The sequence below is a fragment of the Acidobacteriota bacterium genome (assembly GCA_030697165.1).
GTDB lineage: Bacteria > Acidobacteriota > Vicinamibacteria > Vicinamibacterales > UBA2999 > 12-FULL-67-14b.
The window spans coordinates 258849-281260 of sequence record JAUYQQ010000008.1 but is presented as its reverse complement, the minus strand read 5'-3'; the positions used below and the strand labels follow the sequence as shown (position 1 = coordinate 281260).

Sequence of the window (22412 nt, the reverse complement as noted above, 5' to 3'; positions counted from 1 at the left end):
GACATGCAAACTCCGCGCTCGCGGCGGTCTTGCTGACCTCTATAGCGGCCAGAGGCCGGCCATTTGTCCCAATCCCCAGACATTTCCAGCCGTTTTCCATTGGTACTTCTCTTGCTCTCTTGGCAGCCAGCCCCTCGCGGCCAGCGCCGGGGTGGGAGGAATTCATAACATGCTGCTGAAATCTGCGCTCGCAGTGATGCTGGCCGTTACGCTGACCGGGTGCGCCTACGACACTTACGGCAACCGCGGCGGCTACGGCAACAACGGCCACAACGGCCGCCACGGCTCGCGCAACGAGCGGGCCGCATACGACAGCGGCTACCGCGACGGACAACGCCAGGGCCGCGACGATGCGCGTGACGGCGACCGCTACGATCCACGTGGTCAGCGGGACTACCGCACGGCCGACAACGGCCGTTGGGGCTCGCGCTATGACGATGACTACCGCGACGGGTTCGTTCGCGGCTACCAGGAGGGTTACCGGGACGGCCGGGGAAATCGCGGGAACGGCCGCGGGCGGCGCCGCTAAAACGACATACAATCCGGCCGCGTAGTTCCGGAAGAGCCGCCCAGCACCGATTAGAACTTCACCGGGCCGTTCCGAAGGGACGGCCCAACACCGCCTAAAAGGTTTGACGGGCGACCCATTCGCGATAGAGGGAGTCGCTGGCGACGTAGCGATTGGCTTCCCTCATCACAATGTCCTGGCGCACCAATGCCGCGAGTGCGGCCTGGACGGTGGACGCGCCGGGCAGCCGATGCCGCGTGCGCACATCCGCCGACAACAACTCGCGGCCATCCTGCAGTACGAGCGCCCGCAGTACCGCGCGCTGCGGCAGCGTCAGCCGTTGCCATGACTCCTCGAAGATGGTGTGTTGCTCGCCCAGCAACCGTGTCAGCGTGGCGTGGAGATCGGCGAGTCCGACGGTCCTGCGTCCGGCCGCCCTGGTGTCGTCCCAGGTCTCGTGGGCCAGGCGTTGCACGTCGTACGGCACGTTGGCAGCGAGGTCAACGATCGCGGCGCCGAGCCCTGGCTCCGCTCGCATGCCACTCGCCGCGAAACGCTGATCGAGAAAATCGGCGAACAACGCTTCGTCGATCTTCTCCAGCCGCATCACCGGCCCGGCCTTGTAGAACGGCCGGCGCGGGCCGAGCATCCGTTCCATCAACGATGGTTCCGAGCCGGCAAACACGTAGCCGACCGCGCGCTGGTCCTGCACCGCGGCCCTGAGTGCGTGCTCGACGCTGCCGCCGTTGAACGAGGCAATTGCCTGGAACTCGTCGAGCGCGATCGCCAGGCGCTGCTTGCGGGCGGCGGCGATTCGTCCGGGCAACGCGAACACCTCGGCGGCCAGGCGGGCGGTGTCCCGGGCGGTGCGCACCGACGGAAAGGCCAGCGCGAACCGAGACTGGCCCATCGGGTCAGTGTCAAAGCGCAACTCGGGCCGCACGGCCTGCAGCAGCTCGCCGGCCCACCGGCGCAGCCGGCTGGCGGGCGTGTCAGCGGCGATCAATGCCTGGGCGTAGGACTCGAGGAAGCCGATGTACGAGCTGGACGCGGCGACCGTCACCTCGACCGTGAGCACCCGCTGCCCGGCGAGGCTGCGCAGGACGTCGCGGACCAGCGACGACTTGCCGTAGCGCCGCGGCGAAATCAGGAACACCTTCTGGCCGGCGGCCAGGTCGGCAGCCAGGCGCGCCCGCTCATCGTCGCGGTCGGCGAAGGCCCCGGCGGTGACGATCTCGCCGTAGATGAACGGGTTCCCTGGTTCCATTACGTCATTATACGTAATGATTACGCAAAATAACGTAATCGGCCGGGCCGGCGGCGGCCCAGGTTGACAGCGGTCAATTAAATGAACGACCATTAATTTCTTATGGCCCGCCCCAAGAACGCCGACGGCCAGCGCACCCGCCAACTGATTCTCGACGCCGCCCTCGACCTGTTCGCCGACAAGGGCTTCTTCGGCACCAGCCTGCGCGACGTCGCCAGGGCGGTCGGCGTGCGCGAGAGCGCCCTCTACAACTACTTCACCGGCAAGGACGCGTTGTTCGAGGCGCTGCTCGACGCCCACCAGGCCATCAAGTCGGAACGGCTGACCGTGTTTGCCGAGGGCCCCATCACCGATGGCCGGGCCCTGCTCGAGCGGCTTGCGATCACCACGCTGGAATGGTTCGTCGAGCCCCGCGAGCAGAAGATGTTCCGGATCCTGCTGTCGGACGGCGTGCGGATGGCCAGGCTCGGTCGCGTCAACCTCTACGAGCGGCTCACCAGCGGCCGCGTCGGCGTCGCCGCCATCCTGCAGCGCCTGACCCGTGACGGCTGGTTGCGCAAGGCCGATCCCCACCTGCTGGGCGTGGCGTTCATGAGCCCGCTCGTGATCTGGCGGCAGTTGCATGCCATTGATGCCGACTTGCCCATGATCAGGAACCCGCGCCTCTACGCGCGGCAGCATGTCGACCAGTTCCTGCAGGGCGCCGCGGCCCCATCGGCGCGGCGTCCGGCCGCCGGCCGCGCGCGCGTCCGTGCCTCGAAAACCCCCGCGCGCCCGGCGAAGTCCCGGCGTCCGTCGCAGTAACCCTGAAGGAGCGCCGCCCGTGTCCCGTCGAAATCTCGTCCTCGTGTTCTTGAGCGCCACGTTAGCGGTCGGGTGCGACCGCGCCGGTGCCGACGCGCCGGCCTCGCCCGCCGCCGCCGCCGTGATCAACGTCACGACCGCCGTGGTGGCGGAGGAGCCGATCAAGCGCTTCATCCGCGTGAGCGGCACCCTGACCGCGCAGGAGGATGCCGAAGTGGCCGCCGAAGTGGCCGGCCGGGTGATGGCGACGCCGGTGGAGCGGGGCAGCCGCGTCAACGCCGGCGACAGCTTGATCCGGCTGGCGGCAGCCGAGGGCGAGGCCCAGGCGATCGAGGCGCAGGCCAATGCCGCCCAGATCGAGGCGCGGCTCGGGATTGCCAATGGCACGCCGTTCGCGGTCGACCAGGTGCCCGAAGTCGCCAACGCGGCGGCAGCCCTGCAGCTGGCGCGCACCGAGTTCGAGCGCGCGCGCATGCTGCACCAGCAGCAACTGTTGTCGCAGGCGGAGTTTGACCAGCGCAGCGCGCAGACCGAGGCGACCGAACGCCAGTTCGACATGGCGCGCAACACCGCGGCCCAGCAGTATCAATCGCTGCTGGCGGCCCGCGCCCGCGTCACGCTGGCGCAGAAGGCGCTGTCCGACACGACCGTGCGCGCGCCGTTTGCGGGCATCGTCGGCGAGCGCTTCGTGTCGGTGGGCGACTACGTCACCCGCGGCACCAAGGTGGCCACGGTGATGCGCGTCGACCCGCTACGCGTGGAGTTGACGGTGCCCCAACAGTTCGTGTCAGCGGTCGCGAGCGGAAGCGCCGTCACTTTCGAGGTGGACGCCTACCCGGGCGAGAAGTTTGTGGGCGAGGTCCGGTTCGTGTCGCCGTCGCTGGCGGCGGCCACCCGCGCTCTCACGCTGGAAGCAATCGTGCCGAACGGCAGCAATCGCTTGAAGCCAGGCTTCTTTGCCACGGCGCAGATCGAGCACGCCAGCATGCTGCCGGGCTTGCTGGTGCCGGCGACCGCCGTGCGTACCGTGTCGGGCACGGCCCGGGTGTTTGTCGTGAACGGCGACCGGGTTGAAGAACGCGTGGTCATGGTCGGCCAGGCGGTCGGCGAGCGCGTCGAGGTCACGAGCGGGGTCAAGGCGGGCGAGCGCGTGGTCGCCAGTGGCGTGGAGCGAGTCGTCGACGGCGTCCGCGTCGTCGTGAGGTAGCCCATGCAGTGGCTGGCTGAGATCTGCGTCCGTCGACCGGTGTTCGCCTGGGTGCTGGTGCTGTCCCTGACGGTGGTCGGGCTGTTTGCCTTTGGCCGGCTGGGTGTCGACCGTTTTCCCAACATCGATATCCCGACCATCTCGATCACCACCCGGCTGCCCGGCGCGGCACCCGAGCAGATCGAGACCGAAGTCACCGACAAGATCGAGGAGGCGGTCAACACCATCAGCAACATCGATACCCTCAGCTCGACCTCGTCTGAGGGCATCTCCCAGGTGGTGGTCTCCTTCACGCTCGAGAAGAACGCCGATATTGCCGCGCAAGAGGTGCGCGACCGCATCAACCGCGTGCTGCCGCTGCTGCCGCGCACGGTGCTGCAACCGACGGTCGAGAAGCTCGACTTCAGCGCCGCGCCGGTGATCACGGTGGCGGTGACCGCCGACAAGCCGGTTCGCGACATCACCGAGTTTGCCGACAAGGTCCTCAGGCGCCGGCTGGAAAGCTCCGACGGCGTGGGCCAGGTCGTCGTCATTGGCGGCCGCAGCCGCCAGCTGAATCTTTGGCTCAACACGGAACTGCTGCGGGCGCAGAAGCTGTCGGTCAACGACGTGGCCCGCGCGTTGCAGTCGCAGAATGCAGACATTCCTGGCGGCCGCATGGACCAGGGCGCCGAATCGGTGACCTTGCGCACGCGCGGGCGCATCGAAACCATCGACGCCTTCGGCGACGTCGTGCTGCGCAGTGTCGATGGCCACCCGATTCAACTGCGCGATGTGGCGCGCATCGAGGACGGCATGGCCGAGCCGCGCACGCAGGCCAGCGTCAACGGCGAAGCCACCGTGCTGCTGCAGATCCGCAAGCAGTCCGGCACCAACACCGTCCAGGTCGCCAACAACGTCAAGCAGCGCCTCGCCGACCTGGCCGCCATCCTGCCCGCCGGTTACCAGCTGCGCATCGTTCGCGACGAGGCCCAGTTCATCGAGGCGTCGATCGCCGCGGTGCAGGAACACCTCATCGTCGGCTCGCTGCTCGCGGCCTTGGTCGTGTTCCTGTTCTTGCGCAATCTCCGATCGACGGTCATCGCCGCGATCTCGATCCCGACCTCGATTGTCGCCACCTTTGCGCTGGTCTGGTACATGGGCTTCACGCTCAACATGCTGACCATGCTGGCGCTGACGCTTTCGGTCGGCATCGTGATTGACGATGCGATCGTGGTGCTGGAAAACATTTTCCGGTTCATCGAAGAGAAAGGCATGCCGCCCATGCAGGCGGCGGTCGAAGCCACCAGGGAGATTGGCCTCGCCGTGATGGCGACCACCTTCTCGCTGGTCGCGATCTTCGCGCCGGTCGGCTTCATGAGCGGCATGGTCGGCAAGTTCATGCAGAGCTTCGGCCTGACCATGGCCTTTGCCGTGATGGTGTCGCTGTTTGTCAGCTTCACGCTCACGCCGATGATGTCGGCGCACTGGCTGAAGCCGGCCAGGAAGGGCGCGCACGGCGACTCGAAGCACAACCGGCTGTTCGATCCGATCGACCGCAGCTACACGCGCATGCTGGAGTGGTCGATGGCGCACCGCGGCCTGGTGGCGATCGGCGCGATCCTGGTGCTGCTGTCGAGCGTGCCGCTGTTCCAGATTACGAAGGTGAACTTCACGCCCGAAGACGACCAGTCGCAGTTCGACGTGACCATGCGCGCGCCGGAGGGCACCAGCCTGGCGTCGATGGAAGTGCTGGCCAACCGTCTCAGCACGGCGGTCCGCGCCATTCCCGAAGTGGAGTTCACGCTCGTGACCGTGGCCGGCGATGCGGCCGGCACGCTGAACACCGCCAGCATGCTGGTCCGCCTGCATCCCATCGAAGACCGCGACCGCGATCAGTTCGAGGTGATGGCGCAGGTGCGCGACGAGATCCTGCCGCCTTATATCGAGGCCGGCATCCGCACGGCGGTGCAGCAAGGCGGCGGGCCCGGCGGCGGCGGCGGCGGCATCCAGTTCATGATCCAGGGCCCCGACCTGAAACAGCTCGAGGAGTATAGCGAGGCCCTCCGCGTGAAGGCCCTCGCCATTCCCGGCCTGGTTGACGTCGATACGACGCTGAACGCCGGCAAGCCGGAAGTGTCGGTCTATCTCGACCGGCCCAAGGCGGCCGACCTGGGCGTCTCGGTCGCCGATGCCGCCGAAGCCATTCGGCTGCTCGTGGCCGGCGACCAGGTGACGACGTTCAACGATCAGGGTGAGCAGTACGAGGTGCACCTGCGCGCGGAAGAGATCAACCGCAGCACGACCGAAGCCATTGCCGGTCTGCCGGTGCCCTCATCGCGACTGGGCATTGTCAGCCTCGACAACATCGCCTCGTTCACTCGCAGCGACTCGCCGGCCACTATCAACCGCATGGGCCGCCAGCGGCAAGTGACGCTGAACGCCAACATGCTGCCCGGCACCTCGCAGGGTACTGCCCAGGAGCAGATTGCCGCGGCCGCCGCCGGGCTGAACTTCGGTCCCGAGTATCGCGCCGACTTCTCCGGCCGCTCGCGCGAGCTGAACCGGACCGCCACCGCGTTCCTGACCGCGATCGCCCTGTCGTTCATCTTCATGTACCTGATCCTGGCCGCGCAGTTCGAGTCGTGGCTGCACCCGGTGACCATCCTGCTGTCGTTGCCGCTCACGCTGCCGTTCGCGCTGCTGTCGCTCATCATCTTCCAGCAATCGCTCAATATCTTTTCGGGCCTCGGCCTGCTGGTGCTGTTTGGCGTCGTGAAGAAGAACTCGATCCTGCAGATCGATCACGCCAACCAGCTGAAAGAGGCGGGCATGAACACGCACGACGCGGTCGTGCAGGCGAGCCGCGATCGACTGCGGCCGATCCTGATGACCACGCTGGCGTTTGTGGCGGGCATGATTCCGCTGGTGGTGTCGCAGGGCGTGGGTGCGGCGACGAACCATGCCATCGGCTGGGTCGTGATCGGCGGCCAGACCATGGTGTTGCTGGTGACGTTGCTGGTCACGCCGGTGGCCTACTCGTTGTTCGATGAGCTGCATGGCGCGCGGGTGTTCGCTCGCGGCTGGAACTGGCTGCGCTCGCGACGCGCGGCTCAGCATCCCGTGACACCGCTGTGAACGGGCGCCGGTGCCGGGCTCCCGTGGCGATCTGTCAGTGCCTGGCGAGGTACTGCTGCATCACTTCCGCAATGCGCGACGCGCGCGCCTTGGCTTCAGTGGCCATTGGCCCTTCGAAGTTGGCGTCGACGTTGGCGTGAAACTGCTCGATCCACCGGGCGAACTCGCGCGCGCCTAGCGGTGTCTGGCGCGCCAGGGCGAGGTGCACCGCCATGGGGCTGCCCTTGAAGCCGGGCTCGCCAAAGAGCACGGCCGCCCAGAAGCCGTACATCTTCGGCAGGTGCACGCGCCAGTCGATCTTCGCGATATCGTCGAAGATGGGGCCGAGCAGGTCGTCGGCCCGGACGCGATCGTAGAAGGTGTCGACGAGGCGGACGACATCCGCCCGCGACTCGATGTCCGGCAGGGCCGTGGGGGTATCAGGCATGGGTCATCACCGGGCCTCGGGGGTGCTCACGAGCGGCGGCGCGTTGGTTTGCGGCACGTGGCAGGCCGTGCAGTTCCAGCGCGCGCCGGCCAGCTGCGGGCGCGCGACGCCGGGGGCCTCGCGTGTGTCCACGAAGTGGCTCGCCGGCGCCGGCGGCGGTCCGGTGGTGGCGCCCGCGCGACCATGGCATCGCACGCACGCGTTGTTCCGTCCGGTGATGGGTATCAGCCCACGGATGGCGTGGGGCACGAGCGGCGGCGCGCCTTCCCACGCGCGCGGCAGCCGCTGGCTCTGGCCGGGCCGCTGGTCGTTGTACTCGTAGGCGGGCGGCGTATCGGTCGCCGCAGGCCTGTCCGTCGTGGCTTGTCCGAGGAGGGCTGGCGGCGCGGCCAGCAGCATCACCATCGAGAGGAACACCTGCCGTCGCACGATTACCCTCCAGCCGCAGTGGGGTCGGTGGCCCGCACCACCCGGACCGCGCACTTCTTGTAGTCGGTTTGCTTCGAGATGGGACAGGTGGCGTCGAGCGTCACCAGGTTGATGAAGACGTTCTCGTCGAACCAGGGCACGTACACCATGCCGCGCGGCATGCCGTAGCGCCCTTCGGTCTCGACGCGCAGCCGCACGCGACCGCGACGCGACTCGATCCAGGCCGAGTCATGGCGCGACAGCCCTCGCGCCTTGGCGTCCTCGGGATGCATGAAGAGCAGCGCCGCCGGCACCGCGCGGTGCAGTTGGGGCACGCGGCGGGTGATCGTGCCCGAATGCCAGTGTTCGAGGACGCGGCCCGTGCTGAGCCACAGGTCGTAAGTGGCATCGGGCGTCTCGGGTGGCGCCGCGTACGGGCGGAAGAAAATCTTGGCCTTGCCGGCCAGCGACACCGGCGGCCCTGGCGCGGGGCCGTGGAGGTCGCCCGAGGGCTGCGACTTCATCGCCGGTCCGTAGAAATCGATCGCGGCGCCGGCGCGCACGTACGGGTCGTGTTCACCGTTGAAGCGCCACCGTGTCTCCTTGCCGTTGACCACCGGCCAGCGGAGCCCGCGCACGTCGTCCGCGAGGTAGGTGTCGAACGATGCCAGGTCGTGCGCGTGGCCACGGCCGAACGACGCGTACTCCTCGAAGAGCGCCTTCTCAGGAAACCACCCGTCCCCGAGGTGGACGGCGGTGTCGTTGGCGTGGCCCTTCGCCACGGGATCCGGCCAGGCCACCTTGCGTCCGGCCGGCGTCGCGAAGAGCGCCTCGTACAGCGTAGTGTCCGGCGCCAGGCCGTGGGCCTTCGCATGCTCGATCACGTCGGGTAGCGTGCCGTCCGTAAAGCCCTGGGCGACCAGGCCTGCCACGCGCTGGCGCCCCCAGACGTCGGCAATCGTGAAGCGCTTCGAGAACTCGAGCATCTGCCATAGATCGGAGCGCGCCTCGCCAGGGGCGGACACCTGCTGGCGCCACAGCTGCGTGCGCCGTTCGCTGTTGCCGTAGCCGCCCCACTTCTCGAAGATCATGGCCGACGGGAGCACCAGATCGGCCACGCGCGTGGAGATGCCGGGGTAGACGTCCGACACGACGATGAACGCGTCGAGCTGCCGCGCCGCCTCCACCCAGTGGCCGGCGTTGGCCGTGGACTGGAACGGGTTGGTCACCTGTACCCAGAGCCACTTGATGCGGCCGTCCTCGAGGTCGCGCATCATCTGGATGATGTGGCTGCCCGCCTTGGGATTGATCGTCCCGGCCGGGAGCCGCCACAGCTCCTCGGCGCGCCTCCGGTCGGCGGCGCTCTCTACGGTCATGTCCGCCGGCAGCCGGTTTGCGAACGTGCCCACTTCGCGGGCGGTCCCGCAGGCGGAGGGCTGGCCCGTCAGCGAGAAGGCGCTGTTGCCGGGCTTGGCGTACTTGCCCGTGAGCAGGTGCATCATGTACGCCTGCTCGTTGAGCCATGTCCCGCGCGTGCTCTGGTTGAAGCCCATCGTCCAGAACGAGACGACCTTTCGTGCGCGGTCGGCGTAGGCGTCGGCCAACTGCACGAGCTTGGCCTTGAATTCGTCCAGGGGCTCGTCGGCGCGGCCTCGCGCGAGAGCGGCCACGAAGTCGAGGGTATAGGGCTCCACGGCCTTGCGAAACTCGTCGAACGAAATGAGCCAGTGGTTGTGGGCCTGCGCGCTGCGGGCCTGCGGCACCGCCCGGCCCGCGTCGGCCGCCCGCCCCTGCGCCACGGCTTCATCCTGGGAGAGGACATGCGCGCGCTGCTCGGCTCGCGTGTCCCGCTCGGCCGGACGCATGCCGCGGTCGTCGTCGCGCAGCCCGTACCCAATGTCGGTGGGCCCGGCGGCGAACACGCAGTGGTTATCGACAAACTCGCGATCGACCGCGCCGCGGGCGATGATTTCCCGCGCGAGGTAGTTCCAGATGGCCAGGTCGGTCTGCGGCCGGAACACGATCTCCACGTCGGCCAGCGCCGAGGTGGGCGTGGTGAACGTCGTCAGGTGCATGATGCGGTAGCCGGGGTCGGCCAGCTTGCGCGCGGTGACCCGCGCCCACAGCATGGGGTGCATCTCGGCCATGTTGGCGCCCCAGCTGACGACGGTGTTGGTGAGCTCGATGTCGTCGTAGCAACCGGCGGGCTCGTCGATGCCGAAGGTCTGCATGAATCCCGCCACGGCCGAGGCCATGCAGTGGCGGGCGTTGGGGTCGAGGTTGTTGCTGCGCCAGCCGGCCTTGACCAGCTTGGCGGCGGCGTAGCCCTCCTGGATGGTGTACTGTCCAGACCCCATCACCGCCACGCCGGTCGGCCCCAACTCCTGGTGGACGCGCTTGAACTGGCGCGCCATCTCCTCGAATGCCCGCTCCCACGTGACCGGGGCGAACGCGCCCTGCTTGTCGAAGCGGCCGTTCTTCATGCGCAGCAGGGGCGTGGTGAGCCGGCCCTCGCCGTACAAGATCTGCGCATTGGCGTACCCCTTGACGCAGAGCAACCCGCGATTGACCGGGGAGTCGGGGTCGCCTTTCACGGCCACGACCCGGCCCTCGTTGGTGGCAATCTGCAGGCCGCAACCAGTGCCGCAGAAACGGCAGACGCCCTTGTCCCAGCTCCACGACTCCTGGCCGTCGCGGGCGAGTGCCGCCAGGCCGGCGGGGAGTTGCAGGCCGGCGGCGGCGGCGGCGGCCGCCGCGGCGCTGGCCCGGAGGAACGCGCGTCGGCTATGACCCGTCAAGCGGCACCTCCGGCCCAGGGGGCCTTGCGGTCGGCGGCGGGACCGTCGACGTAGTGGCACACCACGGCCACCGACACCACGTGTGCCAGGCTGGCCATGGCGGCGTACCCATTCTTCAGGTCTTCGAGCGTGGGCGTTTCGAGGGTGGTGACGAGCCGGCCCCCGGCCTCGTCGCTGACGTGCACCACCACGCCGGGGAGGGCGGCGAGGCTGCGTGCCACGGAATCCAGATGGCCCGGTCGCACCGTGACGAGCAGGCCCGACACGTGCGCCTGCCCGTATGCAAAGGCCGGCATCACGGCAATGATGGCTGTCGGCACCCCGTTCTGCCATGACGGCCGTCATATCGCGCCGGGCTGGCGGCCCTCGGGGCAGTTGGAGTCGAGCGGCGGTGGGTGGCCTTCACCTCACTGAGCCATGCCGCTGTAAAGTACCGGCGTGACACAACTGCCGGACGCTGTTCGGGCCGAGCTGGCGCCTGGTGCCCGGCTGCGCGCCGCGCTGAACTACGCCAACACGCTGCTGATTTCGACCCGGGGCGAGGAGCCCACCGGTGTCGCGCCCGACCTCGCGCGCGAGCTCGCCAAGCGAGCCGGGGCCTCAGTCGAGTTCATCGGCTATGCCAACGCCGGCCTGGCCGCGGATGCCGCCGCGACCGGCGCCTGGGATGTCGCGTTCATCGGCGCTGAACCACAGCGTGCTGCCGAGATCACCTTCTCGCCGGCCTACGTCGAGATCGAAGCGTCCTACCTGGTGCCGGCCGGTTCCTCGTTACTGCGAATTGACGATGTCGATCGCGACGGCGTTCACATAGCCACCGCGGCGCGCGCGGCCTATACGTTGTTCCTGCAGCGCACGTTACGCCACGCGGCGCTGGTCGAGGCCGAGGGCCTCCCCGGCGCATTCGAGAGGTTTGTCGAGATGCGGCTGGATGCCTTGGCCGGCTTGAAGCCCAACCTGGTGGCCAACGCTCGCCAGCTGCCAGGCGCGCGCGTGCTGGAAGGCCGATTTACGTCGGTGCAGCAATCGATGGGTGTGCCCAGGCGTCAGGCGGCCGCGGCGCGCTACCTCGAAACTTTCGTCGCCGAGATCACCTCGTCGGGCCTGCTGCGCGACCTCATAGCGCAGCATCGCGTCGAGGGCCTGTCGATTGTCGCCAGATAGACCTACTTGAACAGTCCGTCGCGCGCCGCCGCGGTGATGGCCAACACCCCGGGGTGCTTCAATCGCCTTTCTGCCGAGATCGCGTAGTAGTGTTCGCGCACGGCACCGGTCAGGCCGATGGCACGCACCCCGTAGATGCGGCCGATGTCCTTCGCGATCACCACCGGCGCGGGAAAGACGGCACCCGTATCGTGCGCGAACGCCTTCATCAGCGCCGTGTCCTCGAACTCCGCGACGATGCGTGGCCGCAACCCGGCGGCGTCGAACCAGGCGTTGAGGCTGCGGCGAGCCGCGGTATCGACCGAGGGCAGCACCATCGGCACCTCCTGCAGCGACTCCGGGAAACGCCGACGCAGCCGGGCGGCGAGGGCCGCGGGCGCAAAGAACGCGGTATCCGACTCGCCCAGCAAGTGATTGAAAACCTTCACGCGAAGGTGCGACGGTGCCGGGGAATCGGCAATCACGAGGTCGACGCTATGCAGCGCCAGGTCGGCCACGAGTTGTTCAACGCTGTCCTCACGGCACATCAGGTGCAGCGGTGGTGACAGGTGCGCCGTCGGTCGCAGCAGGTGGCAGACGATCAGCTTCGGCACGGCGTTCGCCACGCCGACCGCCAACTGCATGGGCCGGCCCGGCGGCCGGCCGCGCAGGGTTTCAACCAGTTCACGACCGATACCAAAGATCTCGTCGGCGTGCCGGTAGACGATGCGGCCAGTCTCGGTCAGTGCCAGGGTCCGGCCCTGCCTCTGGAACAGCCGCTCGCCCAGCGACTCCTCGAGCAGGCGGACCTGGGCGCTGATGGTGGGCTGTGACAGGCGCAGCTTGACCGCGGCCTTCGACACGCCGCCTTCCTGGACCACGGTCCAGAAGTAGAGCAGGTGATGGTAATTAAGCCAGAGAGTGGACTCGGGGACCGTCACGGTCTATAGTTTAGGCCTTCAGCCGCGGCCCTCTCGATCGGATTTGTTATATGGAGGGTTTGCCTTGACCGGTTCGTCGGCCAGGCGCCTTGCCGGCCTCGCCTGAGGACAAAGCGATGCCACCGATAACGACTATCTATTGGCATTGCGCTCCGCCAAGGCCTGATCCTGTGGCGTGATCAGCATGACCACACTCGATCCGGTCGTCCTGTTCTTCCTGCTGGGCCTCACCGCCGGCCTGCTGCGCGCCGACTTGCGGCTGCCGCCGGCCATCTACGACTTCCTGACCATCCTGCTGCTGCTGACCATCGGCCTGAAGGGCGGCGTCGAGCTGGCGGCGCAGCCGTTTGGCGCGCTGTTGCCGCAGATGTTGGTGGTGGTCCTGATGGGCGTCCTGCTGCCGCTGGCGGCCTACCCGGTCCTGCGGATCGCAGGCCGCCTGGCGAGGGCCGATGCGGCCTCGATTGCCGCGCACTACGGCTCGGTGAGCGTTGGAACGTACGCGGTGGCCGTCGCCTATCTGGCCAGTCGGCAGGTCGCTTTTGAGGGATACGTCGCCGTGTTCCTGGTGCTGCTGGAGATGCCCGCCATCGTCGTGGGAATTTTGTTGGCGCGAGGCATCGACCGCAACGCGCCCTGGCGGCCGATCGCGCGCGAAGTCCTGCTGGGCAAGAGCATCGTGCTGCTGCTCGGCGGGTTAATCATTGGCTGGGTCGCCGGCGCCGAGGGCATCAGGCCAGTCGAGCCCCTGTTTATGGATCTGTTCAAGGGCGTGCTCGCCCTGTTCCTGCTTGAAATGGGCCTGATAGCCGCCGGCCAGGCCGGGAGCCTCCGCCGCCATGGCGCGTTTCTGGTTGTGTTCGGCATTGCCATGCCGCTGGTCGCCGGCGCCCGTGGCGCCGGGTTGGGGTGGGGGATGGGGCTGTCGGTGGGAGGAACGGCGCTGCTGGCGACCCTGATGGCGAGTGCGTCGTACATCGCGGTGCCCGCCGCCATGCGCCTGTCGGTACCCGAGGCCAATCCGGCGCTGTCGCTGGCCGCCTCCCTGGGGATCACCTTTCCTTTCAATATCGTGGTCGGCATTCCCCTCTACCACCGGTTTGCCGAGTACCTTTATCGCCTGGGAGGATGACCACACCATGTCCGTGGAACATCGCAAGCTGGTGACCATCGTTACCGAAGCCGCACTGGAGCACGAGTTGGTTGGCGAGATTCAACGGCTGGGTGCGTCCGGCTACACCATCACCGACGCGCGCGGTAAGGGCGGCCGCGGCGTCCGCAACGCCAGTTGGACGCCGAGTGCCAATATTCGGATCGAAGTGGTGTGCCAGGCCGGCGTCGCCGATGCGATTGCGGCCATGCTCCAGACGCGCTATTACGACAACTACGCCATGATCCTGTACATCGGCGAGGTCGCGGTCCTTCGACCCGAAAAGTTCTGACCGCCAGCCCCCGCTCAGCCGCACCCGCGGTTACGCCGCGCCCTCGGGCCGCCGGCCAGTCGTCACCACCCGCACGGCGGCGCGCGGCTGGTTGGCCGGGCTGGTGAGCGGCGTCTTTCGCTTGCTGCTGCCCGGCTGATCGCTGTCAAAATGTTGACCGAAGTAGATCATGGTGCCCTCGTCCCCTCTGGCTGGTGAACCAGCCGCTGTGACGAGGTCAATGTAGCGAGCGCTGCGGCCGATAGACAAATAGATAGTTAACTCGAATAAATTAGTTTTTTGTTATGTATCTGCCGCACCCCTTTGGACGGCCGTTGGCGGGGAGCGAGTCTTGCTCAATGCCGTCAATTCGACGAGGACGCCCCCCTGCAGAGGGCGTCCCCGCGAACCATCACTAGTGCTTGTACGGCGGCCGCGCGAGCCACTCCAGCGGTTCGTCGCCGATCGGCGCGCCGGGGGGCGCCGGCGATGGCGGCATAATCCGCCCCGAGAGCTGATCGTTCACTGGCCGCTCGATGAAGCGCTTGATGTCAGCGGCCATCATCAAGCGATGGGCGCGCTCCGATTCAGCCTGCGAACCCGCGGCGGCCGGCCCGACATTGGCCGCCCGCGCCCGAAGCCGATCGAGCTTGAGAGACGCGATCGCCCGCACCTGGGCGTTGGGCGCCGCGCTCGCCAGCCACATCAGGCGGTCGACCAGCACGCGTTCGGTGGCGCGCCGGACCTCCGCTTCATAAGTGCCCGACGTCGGCGCGTCGAACGTGGCCCTCACCAGCCGGTCAATCACCTCACCCAATCCGGGCAGCGACTGATCGACGGCGGACTGGGTGACCATGCGCGCGGCGCGGTCGGTCTGGAGCATGAAGCCAATCGTGACGTCGGCGGCGATCGACGCGGGGTTCACGGGATCGAAGCCCTCGCCGGTGGTGCGCGGGAACAGCTCGCGGTGCGAGGGGTAGCCTGGCGGCCGCGGCGGAATCAGGTCGAGGATGCGCTTCGGGATGGTCAGCTCCGACGGCTTGAGCGTCGCGGTCAGCGCGTCAATCGCCTTGCGCTGCGCTTCGCCCGACACCCAGCTCACCGGCGTGCGGCCATCGTCTCGCATCGCGTAAACGAAGTCCTGGCCGCCAATCGACGATGAGGTGCTTTCGACGGCGTAGCGGTGGTACATGTAGATCGGCACCAGTGGTTCTTCGATCATCACAGTGGGCACACCGGTGCGGATGGTGTTGGTGCCGATGCGATCGAGCGCGGCGCGCCGGACCTTCATCAAGCGGGTCAGCTCGTCGGTCTGGTTGGCGCCGTTGGTCCACTGGTCGGCATTGGGGTGGATGCTGATGTCCTGGTTGGTGAAGTAGCGCAGGTCCGCCGCCCAGGCGTCGTTCTGGATCTTCAGCAGCGCCGCCGCGTCTTCGGCGCGATTGGGAAACTCGCGGTAGCCCCAGTTGATGGCCACCTTGTCCCACTCGCCGATGTTCTGGTGGTAGGCACGCGAGAGATCGATCGTGCCGTCCTCTTTCAGCTCGGCGAGGGCGACCGGATAGTCCATCACCGAGATCCAGCCCTTGCTGCTGTTGTAGTAGTTGTGGCCGATGCCGAGGGTGTGCCCAACCTCGTGCGCCGACAACTGGCGGATGCGCTGCAGGGCGGTCTCGTAGAGGACCGCCGGGCGTTCGGTGCCGTTCGCATACGGCGACAGCAGGCCCTCGAAGATCATGTAGTCCTGGCGATCGCGCAGCGAGCCGAGCGTGACGGTGGCCTTGATGATCTCGCCGGTGCGTGGATCCGACACCGAGCCGCCCATGCTCCAGCCGCGGGTCGAGCGGTGGACCCAGTTGATCATGTTGTAGCGGATGTCCATCGGGTCGGCGCCCTCGGGCAGCACGTCCACCTTGAACGCGTTGCGGAAGCCGGCGGCCTGGAACGCCGCATCCCACCACATCGCGCCTTCGATCAGCGCCTTCCTGACGTCTTCGGGCGCGCCGGAATCAACCCAGTACTGGATTGGCTTCACCGGCTCGCTGATTGCGGCGGTGGGATCCTTCTTCTGCAGGCGATGGCGGCGGATGAGCCGGAACTGGATCGGCTCGCTGATCGGCTGGCTGAAATCCACGAACGTCGCGCCGCCGTAGCCGGCGCGCGGGTCGTCGTGGCGAGGCGTGTAGTTGTTGTCGGGCAGCTGCACGAACGAGGCGTGCTCGCGAAGCGTGACCTCGTTCGGCGAGGGTGTCACGCTGGCCACGGAGCCGGAAAAGAGGCCGCCGCCAAAGCCGCCGCCACCACCGCTACCACCAGCGCCCGGAGGCGCAATCGGCGCCGGGCCCTGGGTGGGACCGCCGCCGCCACCGCCGCCAGTCGGTTCGTTGACGAACGTCAGCGTCATGTCGACTTCGGTGTTCATCGGGAAGTTGCGGGTGTTGGGCAGGTAGAAAGCGCTGCGGGTGCGGTCAAGGCGGTAGTTGCCGGGGCGCAGGCTGCCGGCGGCGCCGGCCACGTCGCGCAGGAAGAAATCGGTGGCATCCACGAGCACGCTTCCGCCGGACTCGGCTATCACGGCGAACCCCCACAGCGTGGACTTGGCGAACGATTCGGCGACCGATTTCACTTCGAGCGGGTTCTTGCTGCTGGAGCGGAACGACTGGTTCGGTTGCACCAGCATCACGCGCGGACCGACGCGCTCGAAGTAAACCAGGCGCCCGCCGCCGCGGCCGGTGCCGCGGTCGAGACCGATGTCGTTCGAGCCGAGACCGGCCGAGAGGCCGGTCGAGAACAGGAACTCGGTGTCGAACCGCGAGATCTCCAAATACATGGAGCCGGTGCGTTCATCCCAGTACAGCGGGAAGTAGCCGTCCATCTTCTTCATGCCGGTGGTGCGGTCCTCGATGGACTGCAGGGCAGCGGGACGCTGTGGCTGCGCGGGAGCCTGGGCGGAGATCGCCGGACCCGTGAGCAGGATGGTACCGATAAGCAACACGAACAGTTTCAACATGGCCACTCCTTGGCGTGGTCATTCTACTGTTCGGCGCACCTCCGTGAAGCCCGGCGTTGCCTGCGCAAGACAACGAATGACAAACGCCGGGCCCCCGAGCATCAGGCGGCCTGGATCGACAGGCTCACCTTCACATCGTCGCCGACGAGGAACCCGCCGGTTTCGAGCGCGGCGTTCCAATTCAGGCCGTAGTCCTTGCGGTTCAGCGTGAGCTCCGTTTCGAACGCCACCTTGGCGTTGCCCCACGGGTCCTTGGCTTCGCCGAGGTAGGCGACCGGCAACGTGATGGTCTTGGTCACGTCGCGGATGGTCAGGTCGCCGGTGACGTCGAACTGGCTGTCGCCGCGCGCGGCCACCGCGGTGCTCTTGAAGGTCAGCAGTGGGAACTTCTCGACATCGAAGAAGTCGGCCGAGCGCAGGTGCTCGTCGCGCTGCGCCTGGCTGGTGTCGATGCTCTTGGTCTGGATGGTGAATTCAACCGACGAGCTGGCCGGCGCGTCGGCAGCGAACGTGACGGCGCCGTCGAACTCGGCGAAGCGGCCGCGCACCTTGGTGATCAGGTGGCGGACCTGGAACGTCGCCTCCGAATGGGCCGCGTCGATCTTGTAGGTCTTGAGCGTGGGAACGGTGGCGATGGCGGTAGTCATGATGGTCTCCTGAACGAAAGTTACAACAGTTATTGTTTAAACACGTATTGGACGCAAAAAATGGACTCAGGGTTTCTTACGAACTTCGGCCAATCCGTCGATGACCGCCCGCAGGCTCTTCTCGCTTACGTGGCCCAGCTGCGTTTGCACCAGCTCGCGCATCGGCTTGTCGAGCTTGTCCACGAGGTCCAGGCCCTTGCGGGTAATTCGGGTCGTCACGTAGCGGCGATCCTCGGCGCTGCGCTGACGGGAGATCAAGCCGGTCTCTTCCATCCGGTCTAGCAACCGGGTCACGTCAGGCACCTGGGCCACCAGGCGCTCGCCGACCTCGTTGCGGCACAAGCCGGCAGCGCCGGCCCCGCGCAAGATGCGCAGCACGTTGTACTGGCTCGGCGTCAGGGCGTGGCCCTTCAGGGCCTGCGCCACCTGGTGGTCGAGCACCGCCGCCGTCCGGGCAATGCTGAGCGCCGCCTCTTCCTTGAGGCTCGCGAACGGCTTGTTCTGCTTCAGTTCCGCGGCCAAGGCCGATGACATGTCATGACAGTAGGTGTTTTCACACCTATTGTCAAGCACACGTAATTCAGACCTAATCCAGCCGGTGGTAGGGGATCTCGGTGAACATCGGCAGGCCCGCCATAGTGATGATGTCGACCAGGCCGGCGCGTTCGTGGAATTCCTTGCTGTCGCGGTCGATCACGATGGTGTTCGGATAGTGCGGCGCGAGCCGGCGGAACTCCGCGTCGATCAGCCGGAACCGGCGCACCATGTTCTCGGCGCTTTCGTGCGGCCGGTTGCGCAGCCGGATGTGCTTCTCGATGGTGTCGGTGCTCGACGTCAGCACGATCACCTTGTCGGGCGACCACGCGTCGCCAATGGCCAGCACCTGGCGCAGGGCCGCGTGGTGCTCCTGCGGATATTCGGCGATGTGCGCCTCGAGCGTGATCCGCGCGCCCTCGAAGAAGATCACCTTGGCCGGCGAGTCGTTCAGCGCGGCGTCCTGGTAATTGGCGTCGTAGAGGCGGCCGAAATACTCGGTGACGCCGACGGCGTTGACGCCATTGGCAATGTCCTCGAGCACGCGCGGATCCCACACGCCCTTCTCACCTTCGCCGTACGCCCCGTTGTGGTACAGGTCGGCCAGCTGCCTTACGAGGGTGCTTTTGCCCACCCCGGGCCCGCCGACGATCGCCACGCGCATCCAAGGATATTGGCCTCAACCGCCCGACCTCGTCCATATCCTTCTGCGCGTCCGTGGCGGCCTGCCACATCAGCATCACCGCCGACGCCCGCCACGGACGCCAGCGTTCGGCATGCCGTTCGAGTTCACGAGCGCTGCAGCCGCCGGCCCTCTGCCGCAGGATCAGGTCGCCGGCCAGAAAGGCGTCGGGGTCACCGAGCGCCCGCATTGCGATGTACTGTGCAGTCCAGGGGCCGATCCCGCGCAAGGCCTCGAGCGAGCGCGTCACCTCCGAAGCCGGCGTGTTGCTGAAACGCACGTCCCCAGCCAGGACTGCGCAGGCAAGGGCGCGAATGCTGCCGGCGCGGGCAGAGATGACGCCAACCTCCTCGATCGGCGCCTCGGCCAACTGCTCGGGGACCGGGAAGAGGCGATTGAGGCCGTCGGCTCCTTCGACCACGCCGCCAAAGCGCCTGGCCAATCGGCCGGCAACCGTCGTGGCCGCCGCCACCGACACCTGTTGTCCCAGGATGGCGCGCACCGACACCTCGAACCCGTCCCAGGCCCCCGGAGTCCGCAGCCCGGGATGCCGTGTGAGGACAGGCCCAAGCCAGGGATCGCCACCCAGGTGCTCGGCGACAACTGCGGGATCCCCGTCCAGATCGAACATGCGCCGCACGCGTGCAACGATTAGCGCATGCGCGCGAGCGTCGGGGAACCGGATAGCCAAATCGATCGCCGGCGCGGCCGAAGACAGGCCTACCGCGAGGGTGCCGACCCGGCCGTCGATCGCGATGGTTCGCCGATAACCATCTGCTTCGACCACCTCCACCCCAGGCGTGGCGCGCGCGGCCAGGAAGCCAATCAGCGCACCCCAATCGAATGGGGCCCGATAGGCCAGGCTCACGCGGACCGCTTTCGTCACGACCTCGAGCTTAGCGCGGATATTTAAGGAGTGGTTCTTGCAAGCTAAGATGGGATGGTGACTCGTCTGTTCACGCTCCTGTCGCTCGTCCTCATGCTCGTGGCAACTGCTTGTGCCGACGCGCCACTCAGCCTTGCCAACATCCAGGTCGGCCGTGCCCTCAACCCCGACCGCAGTGTGGCCAGCATCACGACCCTGTTCAAGCCCAACGAGACGATTTACGTATCGGTGCAGACGGCGGCAGCCGGCAAGGGCACCGTCGGCGTGAAGTGGATGTTCGGGACCCAGGTGATCGACGAGCCGGTCAAGCAGGTGTCGTACGACGGTCCGGCCAGCACCGAATTCCACCTGGTCAACTCCGGGGGTTTTCCAGCGGGCGACTACAGTGTTGAAATCTTTCTCGACGGCGTGTCCGTCGGCCAGCGAACCTTCAAAGTGGGTGAGATGTAGATGATCCAGCAGGGATTGATCGCCGCGGCGATCGCAGTTCTGATGTCCTCCGGCCAGGCCACGCTGCGTCCGGATCCACCCATCAAGTGCTCGAGCTGCGACGAATGGAACGAGCCGATCGAGCCGTTCCAGGTTTACGCCAACACCTACTACGTTGGCACCGCGGGGCTGTCGGCCCTGCTAATCACCGGGGAAGCGGGCCACGTCCTGCTCGACGGCGGCCTCTCCCAGTCGGCGCCACTCATCGCGGCCAGCATCCGCAAGCTGGGCTTCAAGCTCGAGGACGTCAAGCTGATCCTGAACTCGCACGCGCACTACGACCACGCCGCCGGCATTGCCGCCCTGCAGCGCGCCAGCGGCGCCACCGTCGTGTCGAGCGCGTCAGGCGCGCAAGGCTTCGCCATTGGCAACGCCGTACCCGATGATCCGCAGGCCGGCTTCGGCAACAACGACTTCCCGGCGGTCAAGAACGTGCGCGTCGTGAAGGACAAGGACGTGGTGCGCCTCGGACCGCTGGCGATTCAGATGCACAACACGGCCGGACACACACCCGGCAGCACCACCTGGACGTGGCAGTCGTGCGCTGATGGCAACTGCCTTAACCTGGTCTACGCCGACAGCATTTCGGCCATTGCAGCGCCGGGATTCCGCTTCACCGGCGATGCGAAGACGCCAAGCCGCGTCGATCAATTCCGCAAGAGCATCACCACGGTCGGTGAACTGCCGTGCGACATCATGATCACCACGCACCCGATGGCCACCGACCTGGCCGGCAAGCTGAAGAAGCGGGCCGCGAAACCGGCCGTGGACCCGTTCATTGATCCGCAGGCCTGCCGGGCGCTGGCCGCCAACGCCATGAAGGCGCTCGAGGCGAGGGTCGCGGAAGAAATCAAGAAGTAGCCAGATGCCCGTAGCCCGTAGCCAGAGGAACTCTTGCTCCCTGGCTACTGGCTACTGGCTACTGGCTACTGGCTACTGGCTACTGGCTACTGGCTACTACTGCTGCGGCTTGCGGTAGCTGCTGACCGGCGGCAGGTACGATCCGGTGCCCGGCGTCGGCGCCGGCTCCGCGACCACCGGCATCGTCAACGTGCCGATGCCCTCGATGCTCGCGGTGATCACGTCACCCGCCTTCAGGAAGCTCGGCTTGCCGCGAACGGCCGAGCCCATGCCCACTCCGCCCGAGGTGCCGTTGTTGACCAGGTCGCCCGGGAACAGCGTGATGATCGACGACCCGTACTCGATGATCTCGTAGACCGAGTGAATCATGTCGCCGGGCAGGCCCTCCTGCATCTGCTGGCCGCCGACCGACAGCGTCTGGCGCAGCCGCTTCATGGGGTCGCCGTAAAACTCTTTCGGCACGATCCACGGACCCATTGGCGCAAACGTGTCGTGACCCTTGCCGACGAACCAGTCCGAACCGGGACGCGAGTCTGGCGGACGTCCGCCGCGATCGGACACGTCGATGGTGACGGTGTAGCCGAAGATGTACTCGGCCGCCTTGCTCGCCGGCACATACTTCGCGGCCTTGCCGATGACGATGCCGAGCTCCACTTCCCAGTCGATGCGATCGCGGCCATACGGCAGGATCACGTTGGCGCCGTTGCCGATGATGGCGCCCTCGGTCGGCTTGAGGAACAGGTACGGCACGCCGCGCGAGGCGCGCCGCTCATCGGCCGCCTTCTTCTGCTGCTCGGGCGTACCGCCCTCGTTGACGTGGCTGTAGAAGTTCACGGCCGCGTTCAGGATCTTGCGCGGCTGCAGCGGCGCGAGCGTCCGCACCGCGGCGAGGTCGTGGATATACAGCGGGCGCGGGCTCGCCGACACGCGCTTGTTGGCGACGATGTCGTTGACGATCTCGTACAAGCGGGTCTTCATCCCATACTCGTACTGGCCGACCAGCGCCCGCATGTCTTCAGGCATCGGGATGCGCGGATAGGCGGGGTTGCGCTCGAGCGCGCGGTTGGCGGCGTTCAGGTCGACGATCAGCTTGTCCTGGAGGACGATGCCGATACGTTCGTCGCCGGCGATCTCAAAAGTGCCGAGCTTGAATGGTTCGGCGCTGGTGATGGCGGTTTGAGCGGTTGACCAGGACGGGCTGGCCAGAAGTACGAGCAGGACGGTAATCAGGATGCGTTGCATGGCGGGGTAACTCTGACGCC

The 22412-nt window shown here is 67.0% G+C and carries 22 protein-coding genes; 10 read left to right on the top strand and 12 right to left on the bottom strand.

Annotated features, from left to right (window positions below; genetic code table 11):
- The first annotated feature begins 169 nt into the window (after nt 1–169).
- On the top strand, nt 170–529 hold the full coding sequence (locus Q8T13_07525; protein ID MDP3717597.1) for a hypothetical protein: 360 nt from the start codon (nt 170–172) through the stop codon (nt 527–529).
- A gap of 94 nt (nt 530–623) precedes the next feature.
- Here Q8T13_07525 and Q8T13_07520 read toward each other — a convergent pair whose 3' ends face one another.
- Nucleotides 624–1775: an AAA family ATPase gene (locus Q8T13_07520; protein MDP3717596.1), complete on the bottom strand. Its 1152-nt coding sequence runs from the start codon at nt 1773–1775 to the stop codon at nt 624–626.
- Nucleotides 1776–1877: 102 nt separating this feature from the next.
- Here Q8T13_07520 and Q8T13_07515 point away from each other — a divergent pair, with 102 nt between their 5' ends.
- From Q8T13_07515 to Q8T13_07505, 3 genes are read left to right on the top strand one after another with little or no spacing between them, the layout of a single operon-like run.
- Nucleotides 1878–2579: a TetR/AcrR family transcriptional regulator gene (locus Q8T13_07515; protein ID MDP3717595.1), complete on the top strand. Its 702-nt coding sequence runs from the start codon at nt 1878–1880 to the stop codon at nt 2577–2579.
- 19 nt (nt 2580–2598) lie between these two features.
- Nucleotides 2599–3786 carry an efflux RND transporter periplasmic adaptor subunit gene (locus Q8T13_07510; GenBank protein ID MDP3717594.1) on the top strand — a complete coding sequence of 396 codons (1188 nt, stop codon included), beginning with the start codon at nt 2599–2601 and terminating at the stop codon, nt 3784–3786.
- A 3-nt stretch (nt 3787–3789) separates the two neighbouring features.
- A complete protein-coding gene (locus Q8T13_07505; protein MDP3717593.1) occupies nt 3790–6903 on the top strand; it encodes an efflux RND transporter permease subunit in 3114 nt (1037 codons plus the stop codon).
- A 34-nt stretch (nt 6904–6937) separates the two neighbouring features.
- On the opposite strand, the gene Q8T13_07500 is transcribed toward Q8T13_07505, so the two are convergent.
- Nucleotides 6938–7330: a group III truncated hemoglobin gene (locus Q8T13_07500; GenBank protein MDP3717592.1), complete on the bottom strand. Its 393-nt coding sequence runs from the start codon at nt 7328–7330 to the stop codon at nt 6938–6940.
- Between Q8T13_07500 and Q8T13_07495 the strand changes: the two genes are divergently transcribed.
- A complete protein-coding gene (locus tag Q8T13_07495; protein MDP3717591.1) occupies nt 7329–7652 on the top strand; it encodes a hypothetical protein in 324 nt (107 codons plus the stop codon). The two genes, Q8T13_07500 and Q8T13_07495, sit on opposite strands and share 2 nt — an antisense overlap.
- A gap of 109 nt (nt 7653–7761) precedes the next feature.
- Here Q8T13_07495 and napA read toward each other — a convergent pair whose 3' ends face one another.
- Nucleotides 7762–10536: a nitrate reductase catalytic subunit NapA gene (gene napA, locus Q8T13_07490; GenBank protein MDP3717590.1), complete on the bottom strand. Its 2775-nt coding sequence runs from the start codon at nt 10534–10536 to the stop codon at nt 7762–7764.
- Complete coding sequence (locus Q8T13_07485; GenBank protein MDP3717589.1) at nt 10533–10856, bottom strand: chaperone NapD; 324 nt, start codon at nt 10854–10856, stop codon at nt 10533–10535. Before Q8T13_07485 ends, napA begins: the two co-directional genes overlap by 4 nt.
- A 118-nt stretch (nt 10857–10974) precedes the next feature.
- Here Q8T13_07485 and Q8T13_07480 point away from each other — a divergent pair, with 118 nt between their 5' ends.
- Complete coding sequence (locus Q8T13_07480) at nt 10975–11700, top strand: transporter substrate-binding domain-containing protein (protein MDP3717588.1); 726 nt, start codon at nt 10975–10977, stop codon at nt 11698–11700.
- A 2-nt stretch (nt 11701–11702) separates the two neighbouring features.
- Here Q8T13_07480 and nhaR read toward each other — a convergent pair whose 3' ends face one another.
- Nucleotides 11703–12620 carry a transcriptional activator NhaR gene (gene nhaR, locus Q8T13_07475; protein ID MDP3717587.1) on the bottom strand — a complete coding sequence of 306 codons (918 nt, stop codon included), beginning with the start codon at nt 12618–12620 and terminating at the stop codon, nt 11703–11705.
- 184 nt (nt 12621–12804) lie between these two features.
- On the opposite strand from nhaR, the gene Q8T13_07470 reads away from it, so the two are divergent.
- Together Q8T13_07470 and Q8T13_07465 are read left to right on the top strand one after the other, a co-directional pair.
- A complete protein-coding gene (locus tag Q8T13_07470) occupies nt 12805–13752 on the top strand; it encodes a sodium-dependent bicarbonate transport family permease (protein MDP3717586.1) in 948 nt (315 codons plus the stop codon).
- A 7-nt stretch (nt 13753–13759) separates the two neighbouring features.
- Nucleotides 13760–14062, top strand: a complete 303-nt coding sequence (locus Q8T13_07465) for a transcriptional regulator (GenBank protein MDP3717585.1) — start codon at nt 13760–13762, stop codon at nt 14060–14062.
- Nucleotides 14063–14092: 30 nt separating this feature from the next.
- Here the strand turns inward: Q8T13_07465 and Q8T13_07460 are convergent, their stop codons facing one another.
- From Q8T13_07460 to Q8T13_07435, 6 genes are all read right to left on the bottom strand, one after another.
- Nucleotides 14093–14233, bottom strand: a complete 141-nt coding sequence (locus Q8T13_07460) for a hypothetical protein (protein MDP3717584.1) — start codon at nt 14231–14233, stop codon at nt 14093–14095.
- Between the two features lie 223 nt (nt 14234–14456).
- Nucleotides 14457–17051 (bottom strand): zinc-dependent metalloprotease, encoded by a 2595-nt coding sequence (locus tag Q8T13_07455; protein MDP3717583.1) that lies wholly within the window; start codon nt 17049–17051, stop codon nt 14457–14459.
- Nucleotides 17052–17152: 101 nt separating this feature from the next.
- Complete coding sequence (locus Q8T13_07450; GenBank protein ID MDP3717582.1) at nt 17153–17698, bottom strand: YceI family protein; 546 nt, start codon at nt 17696–17698, stop codon at nt 17153–17155.
- A 66-nt stretch (nt 17699–17764) separates the two neighbouring features.
- Nucleotides 17765–18232 carry a MarR family transcriptional regulator gene (locus tag Q8T13_07445; GenBank protein MDP3717581.1) on the bottom strand — a complete coding sequence of 156 codons (468 nt, stop codon included), beginning with the start codon at nt 18230–18232 and terminating at the stop codon, nt 17765–17767.
- Between the two features lie 52 nt (nt 18233–18284).
- The gene (locus Q8T13_07440; GenBank protein MDP3717580.1) at nt 18285–18776 is read right to left on the bottom strand and encodes a hypothetical protein; all 492 of its coding nucleotides are present in this window, start codon (nt 18774–18776) and stop codon (nt 18285–18287) included.
- 22 nt (nt 18777–18798) lie between these two features.
- Complete coding sequence (locus Q8T13_07435) at nt 18799–19800, bottom strand: DNA-3-methyladenine glycosylase (protein MDP3717579.1); 1002 nt, start codon at nt 19798–19800, stop codon at nt 18799–18801.
- 54 nt (nt 19801–19854) lie between these two features.
- Here Q8T13_07435 and Q8T13_07430 point away from each other — a divergent pair, with 54 nt between their 5' ends.
- Nucleotides 19855–20250: a hypothetical protein gene (locus Q8T13_07430; GenBank protein ID MDP3717578.1), complete on the top strand. Its 396-nt coding sequence runs from the start codon at nt 19855–19857 to the stop codon at nt 20248–20250.
- Entirely contained in the window at nt 20251–21150 is a 900-nt protein-coding gene (bla, locus tag Q8T13_07425) for a subclass B3 metallo-beta-lactamase (protein ID MDP3717577.1), read from the top strand.
- A gap of 96 nt (nt 21151–21246) precedes the next feature.
- Here the strand turns inward: bla and Q8T13_07420 are convergent, their stop codons facing one another.
- Entirely contained in the window at nt 21247–22392 is a 1146-nt protein-coding gene (locus Q8T13_07420) for a fumarylacetoacetate hydrolase family protein (GenBank protein ID MDP3717576.1), read from the bottom strand.
- Nucleotides 22393–22412 lie beyond the last annotated feature (20 nt).